Consider the following 18379-nt stretch of genomic DNA (forward strand, 5'->3'; position numbering starts at 1 on the left):
GTCAGCACAGGAAGGGGTTGTCGTCCGCGTCGTAGACGAGGCCGACCTTGCGGTACGCCTCCTTCACCCGGGTGTCGAACTCCCGGTAGCGGGGGGCGGTGCGGACGAACTCCGTCTCGACCAGCTCGCGGACCTCCTCCTCGAGGTGCTCGGTGGCCGTGGGGCCGGCGGCGGCGTCGAGTACGAGGCGGAAGAACTCCAGGTCCGTCCCGCGCAGTTCGACGGAGATCCCGTGCATCAGGGCGAGTTCGGTGTCGTCCAGGGCCTTGGGGGCGGAGAGCGGGTCGATGGCCTTGTCGTAGACGGCCGCGTGCTCCTTCTGCCAGCGCTTGAGCGCGCCGTAGACGCAGCGCACGCGGGGGTCCAGCACCTCGTAACGGGTGTTGCCGAGCGCGTCCTGGTCGACCTGCAGGTCGCCGCGCCTGGTCAGCGTCCTGGTGAAGTTGGTGCCGGCGGCGGCGTACATCTCGGTGAAGATGCCCTTGGAGATCGTCCACGCGTAGCGGAGCATCGCGGCGTAGTTGTCCTCCAGCTCCGCCAGCGTGGTGCGGTCGTCGAAGAGGATGTGACCGGCCTGGACGTAGATGCCGTGCGCGCGGAAACGGTCCAGGGCGGCGTAGTTCTCCTCCACGGTGGCTCGTTTGGCCATCCGGCGCAGGGCGGACTGCGAGAAGTTCTCGATGCCGCAGGAGAAGGAGAAGAACCCGGCGCGGGCGAGTTCCCGGACCACGTTCTCCTCCGCGCGGTCGGCGCGTATCGAACCGCGCAGCCGGGGGCTCACTCCGCGGGCCTCGAACTCGTCGGCGAGCTCCGCGCACCAGGCGGCGTCGCGCGGCGGTTCGACCAGGGAGTCATCGATGACCTTGAAGTAGCGGGCGCCGAGTTCCCACAGCTGCTCGATCTCGTCGGCGACGTCCCGGATGCTGCGCTGGCGCCAGTTCGATCCGCCGCCGACCCGCTCGAAGGCGATGATGGAGCAGAAGGTGCAGGTGGCCTGGCAGCCGCGGGCGGTCTGCAGATGGACGAGGCTGCGCCGCGCGATCGTCAGATCGAGGGTGTCGCGATGCGGGTGCGGCAGCTGCGAGAAGGGCAGCTTGGGCGCGGGCTCGAAGTTGTGGTGCAGGGCGCCGTCCGCGTCACGGAAGCTCAGGCCAGGGATGCTCGCCAGCTCCGGGCTGCCCGTGCGCGCGTGCTCCGCGAGCATGCGCATCGGCAGCTCGCCCTCTCCGCGTACCACGGCGTCGAAACCGGCCTCGAGGAACTCGGTGGCGTGGAACGTCGGACCGTAGCCCCCGGCCACCGTCAACGGCCGGACCCCGGCCCGGCGCACCAGCCGCATGGCCTCGATGGCGCGCGTCATGTTGCTGCGGTAGCAGGCGAAGCCGACCAGCGCGGGGCGGGCCTCGACGATGCGCCGGGCCAGCGTCTCCACGTCGATACCCTGCAACCATCCGTCGACGAGGTCGACCTGGTGCCCTTCCTGGCGCAGGTAGGCGGCAAGGTAGCCGAGACCGAGGTTCTCCTCCGCGGTCCGGTGCGTGACCGGCGAGGGCGTGGCCAGCACGATGCGGTCCTGGCCGTTCCGTCTGCTCATGGCGTTCAGGATCGCCGTGGGCGATCTCTGCCCGATCGGCGTCGGATCACGGCGGGCGGATCACGGGCCCGCCGGGGCGGCGCTCGGGCCGTGCGAACGGCGCCGCCCGCCGGGCCGTGGAGCCCGGCGGGCGGCGCCGTGGTGGTGCGGGTGGTGCTCGTACGGCGTCCCGGGCGGGGGCGCCGTACGCGGGTGGGCTCAGACGTTGAAGCCGAGCGCGCGCAGCTGCTCGCGCCCGTCGTCGGTGATCTTGTCGGGGCCCCACGGCGGCATCCAGACCCAGTTGATCTTCAGGTCGTTGACGATGCCCTCGGTCGCGGCCCGCGCCTGGTCCTCGATGACGTCGGTCAGCGGGCAGGCCGCGGAGGTCAGCGTCATGTCCAGCGTCGCGACGTTCGCGTCGTCGACGTGCACGCCGTAGATCAGACCCAGGTTGACGACGTCGATCCCCAGCTCGGGGTCGACCACGTCGTACAGCGCCTCGCGGACCTCTTCCTCGCTCGCGGGCTTGGTGGTGGTCTCGCTCATGCGGTCCTCTCCTTCGCAGCGCCCTCGCCCAACGCCTGGGCGGTGGCGTCCTTCCATGCCATCCAGCTCAGCAGAGCACACTTCACACGTGCCGGGTACTTCGAGACGCCGGCGAACGCGACCGCGTCCTCCAGCACCTCCTCCATCGCGTCGTCCGGCTCCAACTGGCCCTTGGACTGCATCAGTTCCAGGAACGCGTCCTGGATCCTGCGCGCCTCGTCCAGTTCCTTGCCGACCAGCAGCTCGTTCAGCACGGACGCGCTGGCCTGGCTGATGGAGCAGCCCTGGCCCTCGTACGACACGTCCGCGACCGTCTCGCCCTCGTACCGCACCCGCAGGGTGATCTCGTCACCGCACGTCGGGTTCACGTGGTGCACCTCGGCGTCGCCGTCGCGCAGTCCGCGCCCGTGCGGGTGCTTGTAGTGGTCCAGGATCACGTCCTGGTACATGGAGTCGAGCTTCACGAATCCGTCCGTCCCTGGCCTGTGCTTGCGCGGGCCCGTCGCCTGTCGCTAACCGAAGAAGTTCCGTACCTGCTCCAGGCCGTCCACGAGGGCGTCGACCTCCGCCGGCGAGGAGTACAGGTAGAACGACGCTCGCGTGGTCGCGGGAATTCCGTAGCGCAGACACACCGGCCGTGCGCAGTGGTGACCCACCCGGACCGCGATCCCCTGCTCGTCGAGCACCTGACCCACGTCGTGCGGGTGGATGTCGCCGAGCGTGAACGAGATCGTGGCGCCCCGGTTCTCCCCCGTGACCGGACCGATGATCCGCAGGTCCGGGACCTCGCGCAGCCTGCCCACCGCGTACTCGGTGAGCGCGTGCTCGTGCGCCTGGACGCGGTCCATGCCGATCGCGGACAGGTAGTCCACCGCCGCGCCCAGCCCGACGGCCTGCGCGATCGGCGGCGTGCCCGCCTCGAACTTGTGCGGCGCCGGGGCGTACGTCGACGAGTGCATCGACACCGTCTCGATCATCTCCCCGCCGCCCAGGAACGGCGGCAGGTCGTCCAGCAGGCCCTTGCGGCCCCACAGCACGCCGATGCCCGTCGGGCCGCACATCTTGTGCCCGGTGAAGGCGACGAAGTCGGCCTGGAGCGCCTGCACGTCCAGCGCCATGTGCGGCGCGGCCTGCGAGGCGTCCACGACGACCAGGGCGCCGACGTCCTGGGCGCGGCGGACGATCTCCTCGACCGGGTTGACCGTGCCCAGGATGTTGGAGACCTGCACGAAGGAGACGACCTTCGTCTTCTCGGTGATGACCTCGTCGATGTTCGACAGGTCCAGCCGACCGTCGTCGGTCAGCCCGAACCACTTCAGCTTCGCGCCCGTACGCTGCGCCAGCAGCTGCCACGGCACGATGTTGGAGTGGTGCTCCATCTCCGTGATGACGATCTCGGTGTCCCGCTCCACGCGGTACGGCTCGTCCGCCCAACCCAGCATGTTCGCGACCAGGTTGAGGGACTCCGAGGCGTTCTTCGTGAAGACGACCTCGTCGCGGCTCGGCGCGTTGATGAACGCGGCGACCTTGTCGCGCGCGCCCTCGTACAGCGCCGTGGCCTCCTCCGCCAGCACGTGCACCCCGCGGTGCACGTTGGCGTTGTGCCGCTCGTAGTAGCCGCTCAGGGCGTCGAGGACCTGTCGCGGCTTCTGCGAGGTCGCGGCGTTGTCCAGGTACACGAGCTTGGCGCCGTCGTGGACCGCGCGGTCCAGGATCGGGAAGTCCTTGCGGATCGCCTCCGTGTCGAGCAGGCCGGGAAGTCCGCGACCGGAATCCGTCACGCGGGTGCGCCCCCCTTCACGTACGCCTCGTAGCCCTCCGCCTCCAGCTTGTCCGCCAGCTCCGGACCGCCGGACTCGGCGATGCGGCCCTGTGCGAACACGTGGACGTGGTCGGGCTGGATGTAGCGCAGGATGCGCGTGTAGTGGGTGATCAGCAGGGTGCCGACCTCGCCCGTCTCGCGGACGCGGTTCACGCCCTCGGACACGATGCGCAGGGCGTCGACGTCCAGGCCGGAGTCGGTCTCGTCGAGGATCGCGACGCTCGGCCGGAGCAGCTCCAGCTGGAGGATCTCGTGGCGCTTCTTCTCACCGCCGGAGAAGCCCTCGTTCACGTTCCGCTCCGCGAAGGCCGGGTCGATCTTCAGCCGCTCCATGGCCTCCCGGACCTCCTTGACCCACAGCCGCAGCTTCGGGGCCTCGCCGCGGATGGCGGTGGCGGCGGTGCGCAGGAAGTTGGAGACGGAGACGCCGGGGACCTCGACCGGGTACTGCATGGCGAGGAAGACACCGGCGCGGGCGCGCTCGTCGACGGACATCTCCAGGACGTCCTCGCCGTCGAGCCGCACCGAACCGCCGGTGACGGTGTACTTGGGGTGTCCGGCCAGCGAGTACGCCAGCGTGGACTTGCCGGAGCCGTTCGGACCCATGATCGCGTGCGTCTCGCCCTGCTTCACGGTCAGGTCGACGCCGCGCAGGATCTCGCTCGGACCGCTCTCGGTCTCGACGGACACGTGCAGGTCATTGATCTCAAGCGTTGCCATGGGGAACTCAGGACTCCTGGTTGACGGAGACGAGCACGGCCGCGTCGGGGCCGTCTCCTTCGATCATTACGGGGTATACGGGCACGGGCCGGGTCGCGGGCAGGCCCGAGGGCTTGCCCGTACGCAGGTCGAAACTCGAACCGTGCAGCCAGCACTCGATCTGGCAGTCCTCCACGTCGCCCTCGGAGAGGGAGACGTGGGCGTGCGAGCAGATGTCGTGGATCGCGAACACCTCGCCCTCCGTGCGTACGAGGGACACGGGCGTGCTGTCGACCTCCACCCGCTTCGGGGTGTCCTCCGCCAACTCGCCCAGCCTGGCGACACGTACGTAACCGGCGGCGCTGGTCATACGGACGCTTCCAGCTCGGACTCGATCTTCGCCAGCAGGCGCTCCTCCACGTCCGGCAGGCCCACCTGCTGCACCAGCTCCGCGAAGAAGCCGCGCACGACCAGGCGCCGCGCCTCGCGCTCCGAGACGCCGCGGGCCATCAGGTAGAACAGCTGCTCGTCGTCGAAGCGGCCGGTGGCGGAGGCGTGCCCGGCGCCGACGATCTCTCCGGTCTCGATCTCCAGGTTCGGCACCGAGTCGACGCGGGAACCGTCGGTCAGCACCAGGTTCCGGTTGACCTCGTACGTGTCGGTGCCCTCCGCCGCCTTGCGGATCAGCACGTCACCGATCCACACCGCGTGCGCGTCGGCGCCCTGCAACGCGCCCTTGTACGCCACGTCGCTGCGGCAGTTGGGGCTGTCGTGGTCGACGAACAGGCGGTGCTCCTGGTGCTGGCCGCTGTCGGTGAAGTACAGCCCGTACAGCTCGGCCTCGCCGCCCGGAGCCGCGTAGTTGATCCGCGGGTGCAGCCGGACCACGTCGCCGCCGAAGGTGACGACGACCGACTTGAAGCGGGCGTCGCGGCCGACCAGCGCGTTGTGCTGGGAGCAGTGCACGGCGGTGTCGTCCCAGTCCTGCACGGAGACGACGGTGAGCCGGGCGCCGTCGCCGAGCACGTACTCGACGTTGGCGGCGCGCACCGTGTCCCCGGTGTGGTCGATGACGACGACCGCCTCGGCGAAGGCGCCCAGCTCGAACACGGTGTGCCCGTAGCTGACGCCGCCCTCGCCGTGCACGCCGAGCCGGATCGGCTCGGTCAGCACGGCGTCCTTCGGCACCGTCACGACGGTGGCCTTCTCGAACGCGCTGAACGCCTGCGCCGCGACCCGGTCCACGGGCGTGCCCGCGCGGCCGAGGCGCGCGTCGTCGCGCGCGACGGTCTCGACGGTCACGCCGTCCGGCGCGGTCAGCTCGACCTTCACCGAGCCGGACGCCTCCGCGGTGCCGTCGTGCAGCCCCCGCAGCCGCTCCAGCGGGGTGAAGCGCCACTCCTCCTCGCGGCCGTGCGGCACGGGGAAGTCGGCCACGTCGAAGGACGGCTCCGCGCTCATCCTCGTGGCGACGGTGGACTCGGCGGCCACCGCGATCGATCCGGTGGTGTTCGAACCGACCGGGATGTTCTGAGCCTCAGCCATGTCTCTCTAGTCTCTGAAGTGTTCGTTCGTCTGCGGGTCGGACGGCCTGGTGCGGGCGGGGCCCGTCAGCCGACCGAGCCCTCCATCTGGAGCTCGATCAGCCGGTTCAGCTCCAGCGCGTACTCCATCGGCAGCTCCTTGGCGATCGGCTCGACGAAGCCGCGGACGATCATCGCCATGGCCTCGTCCTCCGACAGCCCGCGGGCCATCAGGTAGAACAGCTGGTCGTCGCTGACCTTGGAGACGGTCGCCTCGTGGCCCATGGTCACGTCGTCCTCGCGGACGTCCACGTACGGGTACGTGTCGGAGCGGGAGATCGTGTCCACGAGCAGCGCGTCGCACAGCACGTTCGACTTGGAGCCCTCGGCGCCCTCACCGATCTCGATCAGACCGCGGTAGGACGTACGGCCGCCGCCGCGCGCCACGGACTTGGAGACGATGTTGGACGACGTGCGCGGCGCCATGTGCACCATCTTCGCGCCCGCGTCCTGGTGCTGGCCCTCGCCCGCGAAGGCGACCGACAGGGTCTCGCCCTTGGCGTGCTCGCCCATCAGGTAGACGGCCGGGTACTTCATGGTGACCTTGGAGCCGAGGTTGCCGTCGACCCACTCCATGGTCGCGCCCTCGTAGGCCACGGCGCGCTTGGTGACCAGGTTGTAGACGTTGTTCGACCAGTTCTGGATCGTCGTGTAGCGGCAGCGGCCGCCCTTCTTGACGATGATCTCGACGACGGCGGAGTGCAGCGAGTCCGAGTTGTAGATCGGCGCGGTGCAGCCCTCGACGTAGTGCACGTAGGCGTTCTCGTCGACGATGATCAGGGTCCGCTCGAACTGGCCCATGTTCTCGGTGTTGATCCGGAAGTACGCCTGGAGCGGGATGTCGACGTGCACGCCCGGCGGCACGTAGATGAAGGAACCGCCGGACCACACGGCCGTGTTCAGCGCGGCGAACTTGTTGTCGCCGGTCGGGATGACCGTGCCGAAGTGCTCCTGGAAGATCTCCGGGTGCTCGCGCAGCGCGGTGTCGGTGTCCAGGAAGAGGACGCCCTGCTGCTCCAGGTCCTCGCGGATCTGGTGGTAGACGACCTCGGACTCGTACTGCGCGGCGACACCGGCGACGAGACGCTGCTTCTCGGCCTCCGGGATGCCGAGGCGGTCGTACGTGTTCTTGATGTCCTCGGGCAGGTCCTCCCAGGTCTGGGCCTGCTTCTCGGTGGACCGCACGAAGTACTTGATGTTGTCGAAGTCGATGCCGCTGAGGTCCGAACCCCAGTTGGGCATGGGCTTCTTGCCGAAGAGCTTCAGCCCCTTGAGGCGGAGCTTCAGCATCCATTCCGGCTCGCCCTTCTTGCCGGAGATGTCGCGGACGACGTCCTCGGAGAGGCCGCGCTTGGCCGCGGCTCCGGCCGCGTCCGAGTCGGCCCAGCCGTACTCGTAGTTGCCCAGTCCGTCCAGTTCGGGGTGGGCAGTCTCCGTGGGGAGCGTCATGCGGGGTTCCTCCCGGCTGCTTTGGCTGTGGTGGCGTTGCTGGTCCTGCTGGTCCTGCTGGTGCTCCCGGCCGCACCGCCGCCGTGGGCGTCGCCGCCACGGGCTTCGGTACGGGTGCGGGGGACGTAGGTGGTGCACACGCCGTCGCCGTGGGCGATCGTCGCGAGGCGCTGCACATGGGTGCCGAGCAGGCGGGAGAAGACCTCGGTCTCCGCCTCGCACAGCTGCGGGAACTGTTCGGCGGTGTGCGCCACCGGGCAGTGGTGCTGGCAGAGCTGCTCCCCCCCGGAGCCCTGCTCGGAGGCGCCCCCGGCGGAAGCGGGCGCGGGCGCGCCGCGCGCGGTGGCAGCGTACCCGTCCTCGGTCAGCGCCTCCGCCAGCGCCTTCGTCCGCTCCTCGGGCGGCACCCGGTCGAGCGCCGCGCGGTACCGCTCGGCCTGCGCCTCGACCCGTGCGCGCGCGAACTCCGCGACCGCGGCGTCACCCGCCGCGCCGCCGCCCGCCGCGCGGGCGATCCAGCGGAGGGCGTCCGCGGCCAGCTCGTCGTACGCCTGGTCGAAGGCGTCGCGGCCGCAGTCGGTGAGCGCGAAGACCTTCGCGGGGCGGCCGCGGCCACGCGCGCCGTAGACGCGCTGGGCGCTGGCCTCGACGACGCCCTCGGCGGCCAGGGCGTCCAGGTGGCGGCGGACCGCGGCCTGGGTCAGCTCCAGCCGGAGCGCCAGCTCGGCGGCGGTGGAGGGGCCGTGGTCGAGGATGGAACGGGCGACCCTGCTCCGGGTGCCCCGCTGCTCCTCGGGCGTCCCGCCCGCGCCGACGGGGACCGGCCTGGCGCCGGGCGCGCCGGAGTCCGCGGCGGCGGCCGCTTCGGCCTCCGCGCGCGTCTCGTGAGCGTCGCCCTCGTTTTTCACAACGCCATTGTTGCGTAATTCACGGAAGGGCGGCAAGCCAGGCTCTGACCTGCCCGAATGGAGTACGTCACGTTAGGCAAGCCTTACCGAACCAGGGTCGCGAACCCCCCGAACCGGGCCCTCCGCGCCGCTCCCTAGACTCGCCCCATGCACAGTGCACCGGCTGTCGAGATCGCGGGACTGGTGAAGCGGTACGGCAGCGAGGCCGCGGTGGACGGACTCGACCTGTCCGTCGCCACCGGCACCGTCACCGCCGTACTGGGACCCAACGGCGCGGGCAAGACCACCACCATCGAGACCTGCGAGGGCTTCCGCCGCCCGGACGCGGGCCGCGTCCGCGTGCTCGGCCTCGACCCGTACGCCGACGCCCCCGCGCTGCGCCCGCGCGTCGGCGTGATGCTCCAGAACGGCGGGGTCTACCCGGGCGTACGCGCCGGGGAGATGCTCCGCCACATGGCGTCCCTGCACGCCCACCCCCTCGACGTGACCGCCCTCGGCGAACGGCTCGGGCTGGGCGGCTGCGGCCGTACGCCCTACCGGCGGCTGTCCGGCGGCCAACAGCAGCGGCTCGCGCTGGCGATGGCCGTGGTCGGCCGCCCGGAGCTGGTCTTCCTGGACGAACCGACCGCCGGACTCGACCCGCAGGCCCGGCGCGCCACCTGGGACCTGGTACGGGAGCTGCGCGCGGACGGCGTGACCGTCGTGCTCAGCACCCACCACATGGACGAGGCGGAGCAGCTGTCGGACCACGTCGCGATCGTGGACGGCGGCCGGGTGATCGCGGAGGGCACGCCGGAGGAGCTGTGCCGCGGCGGCGCGGAGAACAGCCTCCGCTTCGGCGGGCGCCCCGCACTCGACCTGGCCGCGCTGCTCAAGGCCCTGCCGGACGGCACCTCGGCGGCGGAACTGACCCCCGGCTCGTACCGGCTGACGGGCACCGTCGACCCGCAGCTGCTGGCCACGGTCACCTCCTGGTGCGCGCAGAACGGCGTGCTGCCGGACCGGATCTCGGTCGAACGGCGGACCCTGGAGGACGTTTTCCTCGAGCTGACGGGGAGGGAGCTGCGGTGACCGACACGGGAACGCCCACCGGGCGGGGGTACGGGGGTCGCCCCCCGGGAGACCGCAGCCTCGAGCTGACGGGGAGGGAGCTGCGGTGACGGACACGGGCCACACCACCGGGCGGGGGTACGGGGGTCGCCCCCCGGGAGACCGCGGCCTCGAGCTGACGGGGAGGGAACCGCGGTGACCGACACGGGAACGCCCACCGGCACGTTCACGCCGGAGCCGGGGGCCGCGCCCCTGCCGCGCATGATCGCCGCGCAGGCCGCGCTGGAGACGCGGATGCTGCTGCGGCACGGCGAGCAGCTGCTGCTGACCGTCGTGATCCCGACCCTGCTGCTGGTCCTCTTCAGCGGGGTCGACGTCGTCGACCTGCCGGACGTGCCCGCGGGCGCGGGCGCCGACCGGCGCGTGGACTACCTGGCGCCGGGCATCCTGGCGCTCGCGGTGCTGTCCACGGCCTTCACCGGGCAGGCGATCGCCACGGGCTTCGAGCGGCGGTACGGCGTGCTGAAGCGGCTCGCCGCGTCCCCGCTGCCCCGCTGGGGGCTGATGGCGGCGAAGACCTGCGCGGTGCTGGTCGTCGAGGTGCTCCAGGTGCTGCTGCTGACGGCGGTCGCGTACGCGCTCGGCTGGTCGCCGCACGGCGGTCCGGCGGCCGTGCTCCTGCTGCTCGTCGCGGGCACCGCCGCGTTCTCCGGGCTCGGGCTGCTGATGGCCGGGACGCTGCGGGCGGAGGCGACGCTGGCCGCCGCGAACCTGGTGTTCGTGCTGCTGCTGGTCGGGGGCGGGGTCGTGGTGCCGCTGGAGAAGTTCCCCGGGGCCGTACGGGGCGTGCTGGAGCTGCTGCCGATCGCCGCGCTCTCGGACGGCCTGCGGGACGTGCTGCGCGACGGCGCGGGCATGCCGTGGGGCGCGTTGGGGGTGCTCGGCGTGTGGGCGGTGCTGGGGCTGGCCGCGGCGGCCCGGTTCTTCCGCTGGGAGTGACGGGTGCGGGCGGCGTGACGGGCAGGGCGTGACGGCCGGGCGGCGTACGGGGGTCGGCGCACGTGGGACGGGTTCCGGCGGGTGTCCCCCGCCCCGTACGGGCCCCTTGTGAAGGCGCGCACAAGAGGCGTCCTAGCATGGGTCCCGTGCCGAATCTCCTCGAAATCGCGCGGAACCCGATCGCGTACACCGCCGCCCGTTGGACGCCGACACAACGCACGCTGGAGCGCGCCACGTTGTCGTCCGTGGTGATGAGCGTGGTGATCGTGGCGACCGGCGGCGCGGTGCGCCTCACCGGCTCCGGGCTCGGCTGCGAGACCTGGCCGAAGTGCGGCGACGACAGCCTGACCGCCACCCCCGAGATGGGCGTGCACGGCGCGATCGAGTTCGGCAACCGGATGCTGACGTACGTGCTGTGCGCCGCCGTCGGCTGGGCCATCGTCGCCGCGCGCTCCGCGCGGCCCGAACGGCGCGGGCTCAGCCGACTGGCCTGGGCGCAGTTCTGGCTCGTGGCGGCGAACGGCGTCATCGGCGGCATCACGGTGCTGACCGAGCTGAACCCGTACACCGTCGCCGGGCACTTCCTGCTCGCCATGACGCTGCTCACGGTCTGCACCGTGACCTGGCTCCGCGCGCGCGAGGGCGACGCGGAGCCGCGGCCGCTCGTCGACACGACGGCGAGGCGGCTGACGGCCGCGCTCACCGTGTCGTCGGCGGTGCTGGTCGCCCTGGGCACGGTGGTCACGGGCTCCGGGCCGCACGCGGGCGACAGCAGCGACGTGCCGCGGATGCCCGTCGACGAGGCGCTGGCGGCGCGCGTGCACTCCGTGGCCGCGTGGCTGGTGATCGCGCTGACCGTGGCACTGTGGCTGGCGCTGCGCCCGTCCGGGACGGCGCACGGGCCGAGGGCGCGTACGCGGGAACTGTTCCTGGTGCTGCTCGCGCAAGGCGTGATCGGCTACGTGCAGTACTTCACGGACCTGCCCGAGATCCTCGTCGGGCTGCACCTGTTCGGCTCGACGCTGGTGTGGATCGCCGTGCTGCGGGTGGTGCTGTCGCTGCGGGAGCGCGGGCTGCCGGGGGCGGCGCCCGTACCCGAGCGGGACGCGGGCGCGGACGACGGGGCGGACGGGAGCGGGAGCGGCGACGCCGCCGCGGCCGCTCAGCCGGTGGCCACCTCCGGCACGTAGTCGATCCGCGGGGCGCGCGCCGGGGGCGCGGGGCGCGACGCGGGCTCCAGGCCGTAGACGTGCCGGGCGTTGCCGTGGGCGAGCTGCCGCGCGACCCGTACGGCCTCCGCGTGCGCGCAGGCGCCGCTCTCCGTCCAGCGCGCGAGCACCCGTTCGGTGCGGGCGGTGAAGCGCCGCGCGGCGACCACGTACAGCTCCGGCAGCGCCCACGCGCCGCTGGAGAACAGCAGCTTCCCCGACGGCGCCTCCGTCAGCGTCTCCTCCGGCGACGGCCCGACGTCCGCGTACACGTGCGGGAACGCGGCCGCGAGCTGCGCCCCCGCGCGGTGGTACGGCGCGCGGGGCACCAGCACCAGGCGCGCGCCGAGCCCACCGGTGGCGTGCAGGAACGGGCGCAGCGGCGCCGGGTCCGCGCAGTGCAGCTGCACCGGCCTGCCGGTGGTGAGGGCGGCCCACAGCAGGTGCCGTACGAGCGCGGGCTCGTCCGCCCGGGGCACGGCCGGGCGCGGTACGGCGGGGTGCCACGGGGCCGCCTCGGGGTGCGCGTCCGTCGTACGGGCGGCGCGGGCGCGCAGCCAGCGCCCGGCGGCGCGGCGGACCTCGTACGGGGTGGGGGCGGGGCCCTCACGGAAGGTGCCCGTGGAGACGAACGCCACGGCGTGGGCGGCGGCGTGCAGGGACTCGGCGAGGTTGCCGAGGAAGGCGTCGACGGTGCCGGAGGTGTCGGCGACCTGCGCGGCCAGTTCGCGCAGGGAGACGGCCTCGCGGGCGCGGCCGAGGGCGGCGGCCCCGAGTTCGGCGGGGCTCGTGGTGGTGTCGGCGGCGGGGATCGCGACCGTGTCCGGTGCGCTGGTGTCCGTCACGAACGCGCCGACGCCGCTGCCGCGCAGCAGCGCGCGGGTGGCGGTGAAGGCGCCCAGCTCACGGCGGCGCGCGAGGTAGCGCACGGGCGGGCAGTGCGCCGGTAGGCCGAGCAGCGGCGGGCACCAGCGGCGCAGGTCGCGGCCGAGCCCGCTGTCGAAGTGGCTGCTGCCGCGCGGTGACGTACCGCCGCGCGCCCCGGAGACGGCCGCGAGGTACGCCTCGAACGCGCCGAGGCCCAGCTCGCCGTGGAGGACGCCTCTGCCGTACTGGTCGGTGAGCGGCGTACGGCGCAGGTACGTGCCCCGGCCGGGGTCCGGCGGGTCCGCCCCGTCCCCCGAGGCCGTCCCGTCCCTCTCGTCCGTCGGAGCCGCCGCGTCCCACGCGCCCATCCCGCACCTCCGCACCGGTCGCCCCGCCGGACCCTGGCGGGCCCCGCTGGGACTAACGGCGGCGGGACGGGTTGGGTGTCGCGCGTGTGGGATCGGTCTCGCCTGCCGCCGTCCACGTCGCCACCGTGCGATACCCGCCGGTAGCATCCCGCGCATGGCAGACACACAGCAGGCCGACGACGAGCCCACCACCCCGTCCACCGCGTCCGGCGCCCCCGCCACGGGCGGGAACACCGGGTCCGGCGGGGGCGGGCCGCTCGGCGGCCGTGAGGCGCGGCGCACGGCGCGCGTCGCCAAACGGATCTCCGCGTTCGCGGCGGCGCACGGCGGCGGCGCGGAGGGTCAGATCGCGTACCTGGGCCAGCGGGGCGTACGGCTCGTGCTCGTCGCCGCCGACGGCACCTGGGGCGACGTCGTGGCACCGTCCCGCGCGCTGGCCGAGCGGGCGGCGGAACGGGCGGGGATCACCCTGCACGACGCGTTCGACGGGGAGTTGGCGGAGAAGGTGCACACCGGACCGTACGAGTGGTCCCGCATGGCGGGCATCCAGCTCGGCGGCGCGGGCGCTTCCTGACGCACCGCCTCCCCCGCACCCGAACGGTTTCCGGGCACCGCGCGCGCGGTGCCCGGAACGACGGTGACGGCGGGGAGTCGACGCGCGGCGCGCGGGTGGGCCTCAGCGCAGGAACGGGTCGATCGCCACGGCGACGAACAGCACCGACACGTACGTGATCGACCAGTGGAAGAGGCGCATCTCCTTCAGCGCCGCCCCCGTCGCCCCGGCCCGCGCGCGCGACTGGAGACCGTGCGCCTCCTTCAGCCACCAGGCGCCCGCGAGACCGGCGACCAGCGGGTAGAACCAGCCGACGTACCCGAGGGGCCAGAGCGCCAGGGAGACGGCGACCATCACCCAGCTGTAGAGGACGATCTGCCGGGACACCGTCGCGTTCGAGGCGACGACCGGGAGCATCGGGACTCCGACGCGGGCGTAGTCCTCCTTGACCTTCATGGACAGCGGCCAGTAGTGCGGCGGCGTCCAGAAGAACATCACCAGGAAGAGGACGACGGCGGCCCAGCTCACGTCGTTCGTGACCGAGGACCAGCCGATGAGCACGGGCATGCAGCCCGCGATGCCGCCCCAGACGATGTTCTGGGAGGTGCGCCGCTTGAGGATCATCGTGTAGACGACCACGTAGAACAGCAGCGCGCCGAGGGCGAGCCAGGCGGACAGCCAGTTGACCAGGAGGCCCAGCCAGAGGGTGGAGCCGACGGCCAGCGTGAGGCCGAACACCAGCCCCTCGCGCGGGCTGACCATGCCGGTGACCAGCGGGCGCTGCGACGTGCGGTGCATCAGCGCGTCGATGTCGCGGTCGAGGTACATGTTCAGGGCGTTGGCGCCGCCCGCCGAGAGGTAGCCGCCGACGCAGGTGGCGAGCACCAGCCACAGGTCGGGCACGCCCTGCGCGGCCAGGAACATCACCGGGATGGTGGTGATCAGCAGGAGTTCGATGATGCGCGGCTTGGTGAGCGCGACGAACGCCCTGACCCTCGCGGCGAACGGGCGTGGAACGGTGCTGTGGTCGAGCACCCCCGCGGGACGGGATTCGACGGCCGTCACGAACACCCCTGATCACGTCATAAACAAGCGAGTCCCGGGCGTGAAGGTCCGGTGAAGGCTCGCGCTTACCACGCCACTTTAGTCGTTGGCCATGATCGCTCCGTCCAGGGGGGTCCTCGTCGCCGCCCCCGGAACGCCACCGCGACGCCCCCGCGGACCACCGCCGCCACCCCCCGGCGGAGCCCGGACCGTACGGCGGCCCGCGCCCCGCCGGGGAACCGCGCCGGAGCACCGTACGGCGACCCCCGCGCGGAGGACCGCCACCGCGCGCGGACGTCCCGTACGGCCGGACGGGAATGCCGTACGCCGCACGGGGGTTGGCCCGGAAGCCGGGTGACCACAGCGTGAACACCTCCGAGGCGGCTGCACCGGGCACAGGTAGGCTCGGCACCGCCGGTGGGCCGTCCGTCCGACACCGGCATCCGACATGTGGAGAGGAGCCCTGACCCAGGGTGAGCACCAAGCCGACCACCACAGAGCTGGACTGGACCGAACTGGACCAGCGTGCCGTGGACACCGTCCGAGTCCTGGCCATGGATTCCGTGCAGAAGGTCGGCAACGGCCACCCCGGCACGGCGATGAGTCTGGCCCCCGCCGCCTATCTGGTGTTCCAGAAGCTGATGCGGCACGACCCGACCGACCCCGACTGGGCCGGTCGCGACCGGTTCGTCCTCTCCGTCGGCCACTCCAGCCTGACGCTCTACATCCAGCTGTACCTGGCGGGTTACGGGCTGGAGCTGGACGACCTCAAGGCCTTCCGCACCTGGGGCAGCCGCACCCCCGGCCACCCCGAGCACGGCCACACGGCGGGCGTCGAGACCACCACCGGGCCGCTCGGCCAGGGCGTGGCCAACGCCGTCGGCATGGCCATGTCCGCCCGGTACGAGCGCGGCCTGTTCGACCCGGACGCGGCCCCCGGCACCTCCCCGTTCGACCACACCATCTGGACCTTCGCGGGCGACGGCGACCTCCAGGAGGGCATCTCCTCCGAGGCGTCCTCGCTCGCCGGGCACCAGAAGCTGGGCAACCTGGTGCTGCTGTGGGACGACAACCACATCTCCATCGAGGGCGACACCGACGTCGCGATCTCCGAGGACACGGTGGCGCGGTACGAGGCGTACGGCTGGCACGTGCAGCGCGTCGAGCCGAAGCCTGACGGCGACCTGGACCCCGAGGCGCTGTTCGCCGCGCTGAAGGCGGCGCAGGAGGAGACGGAGCGGCCGTCGTTCGTCGCCGTCCGCTCGATCATCGCCTGGCCCGCGCCCAACGCGCAGAACACCGCCGCGTCCCACGGCTCCGCGCTCGGTGCCGACGAGGTCGCCGCGACGAAGCGCGTCCTCGGCCTCGACCCGGACAAGACGTTCCAGGTCGACGACGACGTGCTCGCCCACGCGCGTGGCGCCGTCGACCGCGGTCGCGCCGCGCGCGCCGCGTGGGACGAGGGCTTCGCGGACTGGCGCGCCCGTACGCCCGAGCGCGCCGCCGAGCACGACCGCATCCGGGGCGGCGAGCTGCCGCAGGGCTGGGAGGAGAAGCTCCCGACGTTCGAGCCGGGCAAGGGCGTCGCCACCCGCAAGGCGTCCGGCGCGACGCTGAAGGCGCTGGGCGAGGTCGTGCCCGAGCTGTGGGGCGGCTCCGCCGACCTCGCCGGTTCGAACAACACGACCTTCGCGGACACCTCGTTCCTGCCCGCGGGCAACAGCGCGCCCGGCGCCGACCCGTACGGCCGTACGGTGCACTTCGGCATCCGCGAGCACGCCATGGCCGCCGCCATGAACGGCATCGCGCTGCACGGCAACACCCGCGTCTACGGCGGCACCTTCCTCACCTTCTCCGACTACATGCGGAACGCGGTGCGGCTGGCCGCGCTGATGAAGGCGCCCGTCACCCACGTGTGGACGCACGACTCCATCGGCCTCGGCGAGGACGGCCCGACGCACCAGCCGGTCGAGCACCTGGCGTCGCTGCGCGCCATCCCCGGTCTGAACGTGGTCCGTCCCGCGGACGCGAACGAGACCGTGCTCGCCTGGGCCGAGATCCTCAAGCGGCACTCCCGCGTCCCGGCCCCGCACGGCCTGGCGCTGACCCGGCAGAACGTACCGACGTACGCGGCGAACGAGCTGACCGCGCGCGGCGGTTACGTGCTGGCCGAGGCCGAGGGCGGCAAGCCCGAGGTCATCCTCATCGGCACCGGCTCCGAGGTGCAGCTCGCCGTCGAGGCGCAGGCGCAGCTCCAGGCGGAGGGCGTGCCCACGCGGGTCGTCTCGATGCCGTGCGTGGAGTGGTTCGAGGAGCAGGACCAGGGGTACCGCGACAGTGTGCTGCTGCCGCGGGTCAAGGCGCGCGTGGCCGTCGAGGCCGGGATCGGCCTGACCTGGCACCGGTACGTCGGGGACGCGGGACGCGTCGTCTCCCTGGAGCACTTCGGCGCCTCCGCCGACTACGAGACCCTCTACCGCGAGTACGGCATCACCTCCGAGGCGGTCGCCCAGGCCGCCAGGGAGTCCGTGGAAGCCGCCGCACGCTGACGTCCGTACACCACCTGTAGGAGATGCACACCCATGACAGACGCACTCAAGCGCCTCTCCGACGAAGGCGTCGCGATCTGGCTGGACGACCTCTCGCGCAAGCGGATCACTTCCGGCGCGCTCGGCGAACTGCTCGACGAGCAGCACGTCGTGGGGGTCACGACCAACCCGACCATCTTCCAGAAGGCCATCTCGGAGGGTGACGGCTACGACGACCAGCTGAGCGACCTGGCCGCCCGTGGCGTCTCCGTCGACGAGGCCGTCCGCATGATCACGACCGCCGACGTACGGGACGCCTGCGACATCCTGCGCCCCCTCTACGACGCCACGAACGGCCGGGACGGGCGCGTGTCGATCGAGGTCGACCCGCGGCTGGCGCACCGTACGCGGCCGACCGTCGCCGAGGCGAAGCAGCTCGCGTGGCTGGTCGACCGGCCCAACGCGTACATCAAGATCCCCGCCACCGAGGCGGGCCTCCCGGCCATCACCGAGGTGATCGCCACCGGGATCAGCGTCAACGTCACGCTGATCTTCTCCCTGGAGCGCTACCGCGCGGTGATGGACGCCTACCAGGCGGGTCTGGAGCAGGCCGACGCCAAGGGCCTGGACATCAGCACGATCCACTCCGTGGCGTCGTTCTTCGTCTCCCGCGTCGACAGCGAGATCGACAAGCGGCTGGACGCGCTCGGCACGGACGCCGCGAAGGCCCTCAAGGGCAAGGCGGCCGTGGCCAACGCGCGGCTGGCGTACGAGGCGTACGAGGAGGTCGTCGGCGCCGACCGCTGGAAGGCGCTGGCGGGTCGCGGCGCCAACGCGCAGCGCCCGCTGTGGGCCTCGACCGGCGTGAAGGACCCGGCGTACCCGGACACCCTCTACGTCACCGAGCTGGTCGCCCCCGACACCGTGAACACCATGCCGGAGGCCACCCTGGAGGCCACCGACGACCACGGTGAGATCACCGGCGACACCATCCGCGGCACGTACGCGCAGGCGCGGGCCGACCTCGACGCCCTGGAGAAGGTCGGCGTCAGCTACGACGACGTCGTACGGCTCCTGGAGGTGGAGGGCGTCGAGAAGTTCGAGGCGTCCTGGGCCGACCTGCTCGGCTCGACCCAGGCGGAACTGGCCCGCCGTACGCCGAAGGAGGCGTAACCCACA

Annotated in this window: 17 protein-coding genes; 6 read left to right on the forward strand and 11 right to left on the reverse strand. The window is 72.3% G+C overall.

The annotated features are described in order from the left end of the window. Position 1: 1 nt before the first annotated feature. The 9 genes from D7M15_RS04390 to D7M15_RS04430 form a co-directional block, all read right to left on the reverse strand. Complete coding sequence (locus D7M15_RS04390; protein WP_240649125.1) at positions 2-1594, reverse strand: radical SAM protein; 1593 nt, start codon at positions 1592-1594, stop codon at positions 2-4. Positions 1595-1792: 198 nt separating this feature from the next. After that, on the reverse strand, positions 1793-2122 hold the full coding sequence (locus D7M15_RS04395; protein ID WP_121516280.1) for a metal-sulfur cluster assembly factor: 330 nt from the start codon (positions 2120-2122) through the stop codon (positions 1793-1795). Beyond that, on the reverse strand, positions 2119-2586 hold the full coding sequence (gene sufU, locus D7M15_RS04400) for a Fe-S cluster assembly sulfur transfer protein SufU (protein ID WP_121516281.1): 468 nt from the start codon (positions 2584-2586) through the stop codon (positions 2119-2121). The genes D7M15_RS04395 and sufU overlap by 4 nt, the downstream gene beginning before the upstream one ends. A gap of 48 nt (positions 2587-2634) precedes the next feature. Continuing rightward, a complete protein-coding gene (locus D7M15_RS04405; protein ID WP_121516282.1) occupies positions 2635-3903 on the reverse strand; it encodes a cysteine desulfurase in 1269 nt (422 codons plus the stop codon). Continuing rightward, entirely contained in the window at positions 3900-4664 is a 765-nt protein-coding gene (sufC, locus tag D7M15_RS04410; RefSeq protein ID WP_121516283.1) for a Fe-S cluster assembly ATPase SufC, read from the reverse strand. Before sufC ends, D7M15_RS04405 begins: the two co-directional genes overlap by 4 nt. Before the next feature lie 7 nt (positions 4665-4671). After that, the gene (locus D7M15_RS04415) at positions 4672-5013 is read right to left on the reverse strand and encodes a non-heme iron oxygenase ferredoxin subunit (protein ID WP_121516284.1); all 342 of its coding nucleotides are present in this window, start codon (positions 5011-5013) and stop codon (positions 4672-4674) included. Next, positions 5010-6188 carry a Fe-S cluster assembly protein SufD gene (gene sufD / locus D7M15_RS04420; protein ID WP_121516285.1) on the reverse strand — a complete coding sequence of 393 codons (1179 nt, stop codon included), beginning with the start codon at positions 6186-6188 and terminating at the stop codon, positions 5010-5012. The genes D7M15_RS04415 and sufD overlap by 4 nt, the downstream gene beginning before the upstream one ends. A gap of 65 nt (positions 6189-6253) precedes the next feature. Further along, on the reverse strand, positions 6254-7675 hold the full coding sequence (gene sufB / locus D7M15_RS04425) for a Fe-S cluster assembly protein SufB (RefSeq protein ID WP_121516286.1): 1422 nt from the start codon (positions 7673-7675) through the stop codon (positions 6254-6256). Then, a complete protein-coding gene (locus D7M15_RS04430) occupies positions 7672-8583 on the reverse strand; it encodes an ArsR family transcriptional regulator (protein WP_121516287.1) in 912 nt (303 codons plus the stop codon). The genes sufB and D7M15_RS04430 overlap by 4 nt, the downstream gene beginning before the upstream one ends. Before the next feature lie 147 nt (positions 8584-8730). Here D7M15_RS04430 and D7M15_RS04435 point away from each other — a divergent pair, with 147 nt between their 5' ends. The 3 genes from D7M15_RS04435 to D7M15_RS04445 all read left to right on the forward strand — a co-directional run bounded on the left by D7M15_RS04435 (position 8731) and on the right by D7M15_RS04445 (position 11822). Beyond that, positions 8731-9654 carry an ABC transporter ATP-binding protein gene (locus D7M15_RS04435; protein ID WP_121516288.1) on the forward strand — a complete coding sequence of 308 codons (924 nt, stop codon included), beginning with the start codon at positions 8731-8733 and terminating at the stop codon, positions 9652-9654. Between the two features lie 240 nt (positions 9655-9894). Next, positions 9895-10632: an ABC transporter permease gene (locus D7M15_RS04440; RefSeq protein ID WP_121520192.1), complete on the forward strand. Its 738-nt coding sequence runs from the start codon at positions 9895-9897 to the stop codon at positions 10630-10632. Positions 10633-10769: 137 nt separating this feature from the next. After that, positions 10770-11822, forward strand: a complete 1053-nt coding sequence (locus tag D7M15_RS04445) for a COX15/CtaA family protein (RefSeq protein WP_121516289.1) — start codon at positions 10770-10772, stop codon at positions 11820-11822. Here the strand turns inward: D7M15_RS04445 and D7M15_RS04450 are convergent. Beyond that, positions 11795-13075, reverse strand: a complete 1281-nt coding sequence (locus tag D7M15_RS04450; protein WP_206337319.1) for an amidohydrolase — start codon at positions 13073-13075, stop codon at positions 11795-11797. The genes D7M15_RS04445 and D7M15_RS04450 overlap by 28 nt on opposite strands. A 154-nt stretch (positions 13076-13229) precedes the next feature. On the opposite strand from D7M15_RS04450, the gene D7M15_RS04455 reads away from it, so the two are divergent. Continuing rightward, positions 13230-13649 (forward strand): hypothetical protein, encoded by a 420-nt coding sequence (locus D7M15_RS04455; RefSeq protein ID WP_240649126.1) that lies wholly within the window; start codon positions 13230-13232, stop codon positions 13647-13649. Positions 13650-13751: 102 nt separating this feature from the next. Here the strand turns inward: D7M15_RS04455 and D7M15_RS04460 are convergent, their stop codons facing one another. Beyond that, entirely contained in the window at positions 13752-14693 is a 942-nt protein-coding gene (locus D7M15_RS04460) for a heme o synthase (RefSeq protein WP_121520198.1), read from the reverse strand. 452 nt (positions 14694-15145) lie between these two features. Here D7M15_RS04460 and tkt point away from each other — a divergent pair, with 452 nt between their 5' ends. Both tkt and tal read left to right on the forward strand, forming a co-directional pair. Next, positions 15146-17221 carry a transketolase gene (gene tkt, locus D7M15_RS04465; protein ID WP_121516290.1) on the forward strand — a complete coding sequence of 692 codons (2076 nt, stop codon included), beginning with the start codon at positions 15146-15148 and terminating at the stop codon, positions 17219-17221. 33 nt (positions 17222-17254) lie between these two features. Continuing rightward, entirely contained in the window at positions 17255-18373 is a 1119-nt protein-coding gene (gene tal / locus D7M15_RS04470; RefSeq protein WP_121516291.1) for a transaldolase, read from the forward strand. The last annotated feature ends 6 nt before the right edge of the window (positions 18374-18379 follow it).

It is taken from the genome of Streptomyces sp. Z26, assembly GCF_003665095.1.
Taxonomy (GTDB): Bacteria; Actinomycetota; Actinomycetes; order Streptomycetales; family Streptomycetaceae; genus Streptomyces; species Streptomyces phytohabitans.